Origin of the sequence: Mesorhizobium sp. M4A.F.Ca.ET.020.02.1.1, assembly GCF_004022645.1 — a bacterium.
GTDB lineage: Bacteria > Pseudomonadota > Alphaproteobacteria > Rhizobiales > Rhizobiaceae > Mesorhizobium.
In genome coordinates this window covers 1-2,582 of the sequence record NZ_RZOI01000802.1, presented here as the reverse complement: position 1 = coordinate 2,582, position 2,582 = coordinate 1, and the positions used below count along the sequence as shown (strand labels likewise).

The window sequence follows — 2,582 nt, the reverse complement described above, 5'->3', positions numbered from 1 at the left end:
GCTACGACCATCTCGCCGGCGAGCAGGCGGTGGCGATGCTCGACCGACTCGTCGACCGAAAGGTCCTGCTACGGCACGACCGCGAAATCAGGCTTGGCCCGGCAGCGGCCTCGCATTTTTCCGCGCTCGGCATCGATGTCGAGGCCAAGGCGCGACGGCCGGTCTGCCGCGCCTGTCTCGACTGGAGTGTGCGGCGCTCGCATCTCGCCGGCACGCTGGGCGCCGCCATCCTCGACAAGATCATCGCCGAGAAATGGGCCCGACGCGAGAAGGACAGCCGCGCCGTGGTGTTTTCGCCGCCGGGCAGGCAGGCGTTCGAGAAGGTGTTTCTCGCCTGATGCGCCTTCCGTGATCAGCCGCGTTTCAACGGCTTGCCCAGCTTGAAGAAGTCCTTCCACGGATTGGCTTCACCCAGCTGCTTCAGCGTCGTGGAATCGCCGAGCGGAAAGGCATTCGGCGCCAGACCCTTCTCGAGTTCCGGCCAGGTCACCGGCATCGACACCGTCGCCCCCTTCTTGGCGCGCGAGGAGTACGGGGCGACCGTCGTCGAGCCGCGGCCGTTGCGCAGATAGTCGACGAAGATCTTGCCGGTGCGCGCCTTCTTCGACAGCGTCGCGGTGTAGCGGTCGGGCGCGGCCTGCTCCAGCGCGCGGGCGAAATCATGGGCGAAGTCCTTGACCTCGTCCCAGTCCGCCGACGGCTTCAGCGGCACCAGCACGTGATAGCCCTTGCCGCCGGAGGTCTTGACGAGGTTGGGCAACGACAGCTCGTCCAGCTGCTTGTGGATGTCGAGCGCCGCCTCGCGCACCGCCTTGACGTCGACGCCTTCGTCGGGATCGAGGTCGAAGATGATCTGGTCGGGCTTCTCCAGCTCGTCGACGGTTGAGCCCCAGATATGGACCTCGACGACACCGTACTGGACCAGCGCGGCAAGCCCGTCGAAATCCTTGATGAACAGGATCTCCTCGCCATCGGTCGGATCCTTCATCCGGGCGATCTTGTCGCTCATGCCGGGCGAGGCATGCTTCTGGAAGAAGCGCTGGCCGCCAATGCCGTCCGGCGCCCGCACCAGACTGAGCGGCCGGTTGACGACGAATTGTTCCATGCGCGGCCAGACCAGCGCGTAATGGTCGAGCAGGTCCAGCTTGGAGACCTTCTCGTCGGGCCACAGCAGCTTGTCCGGATGGGATAGTTTCACCGACGTCCTTGCCACTCCAGCCGAGGCGGCCTTTGGCGTCGCCGTGCCGCCGCCCGCATCGCTTTCGCCCTTGCCGGAGGCCCGCTTCGGTTTTTCCTGCACGACTTCCTCCGCCGGCTTGTCCTCGCGCAATCCCTGGAACGAGGCGTGACGTATTATACGGTCCGCGGTCCAGCTGCGGAACTCCACTTCGCCGACAAGTTGAGGCTTGACCCAGACCAGGCCCTTTCCCTTGGGCACGGCGGCGGAAAAGGGCGAGGTTCTTGCCGTGAGGCCGTCGAGTTTTTTCTTGAGGTCGGTGGCCATTTTGCCGGAAAAGCCGGTGCCGACGCGGCCGGCATAGTGGAGCTTGCCGCGCTCGTGATAGCCGACCAGCAGTGAACGCAGGCCGCGTCCGGTCTTCTCGGACGGCAGATAGCCGCCGATCACGAATTCCTGGCGCAGCGTGCATTTCGATTTCACCCAGGTGAGGCCACGACCGCTGCGGTAAGGCGCGTCGGCGCGTTTCGAAACCACGCCTTCCAGGCCCATGCGGCAGACATGCTGCAGCATGATCTTGCCGGGCTCATGGAAATGGTCGCTGAAGCGCAGCGCTGAATCTTCCGGCTGGTCGCCGAGCAGTTCAGCCAGCGCCTGCTTGCGCTCGACCAGCGGCTCGCGGCGCAGATCCTCGCCGTTGAGGCGCATCAGGTCGAAGACATAGTAGACGAAGCGGTCGCCGCGGCGGGCCGACAGATCGGCCTGCAGCAGGGCGAAGGACGACACGCCGCTGTCGGCCAGAACGATGATCTCGCCATCGATGACGGCTTCCCGGCACTTCAGACCGGCGAGCGCGGCGGTGACGGGGCCGTCGAATTTTGAGGTCCAGTCGAGGCCGGCGCGGGTGAGCAGCCTCACCTCGCTGCCGGCGACCTGCGCCTGCATGCGGTAGCCGTCGAATTTTACTTCATGCAGCCAATCGTCGCCGGATGGCGCATCCTTCTCCAGCGTGGCGAGCTGCGGCTCGATGAACTCCAGCCGGCTGGCAGGCCCGGCTCTTGCCTTGCCGGCGGCCGGCTTGTTGGAGTGCCAGACTTTCGGCTTCGCGCCTTTGGCCGTCTTGCCCTCGCCGACCTCCTCGATCGTCAGGCCGGATTTCACCGATTTCGGCTCCTGCTTCAGGATGTCCTCGCCGGGGCGCGCGGCGGCATCGTCGGATTTGATCAGCAGCCAGTTGTCGCGCTTTTCGCCGGAGCGCGGCTTCAGCCGCACCAGATGCCAGCGGCCATGCAATTTGTGGCCTTCCAGCTCGAGGCCGATATGGCCCTTCTTCATCGCCTTGGCCGGATCGCCTTCCGGAATCCATTTGCCCTCATCCCAGACGATGACCGAGCCGCCGCCATAC

Annotated in this window: 1 protein-coding gene and 1 pseudogene; one reads left to right on the top strand and one right to left on the bottom strand. The window is 65.3% G+C overall.

Annotation, left to right across the window (positions count from 1 at the left end):
• Positions 1-338 (top strand): annotated as a pseudogene (locus tag EN742_RS31330) (transcriptional regulator); the annotation flags it as partial.
• A 14-nt stretch (positions 339-352) separates the two neighbouring features.
• Here the strand turns inward: EN742_RS31330 and ligD are convergent.
• On the bottom strand, positions 353-2,582 hold a 2,230-nt coding region (ligD, locus tag EN742_RS31325), incomplete at its 5' end, for a DNA ligase D (protein WP_128333685.1).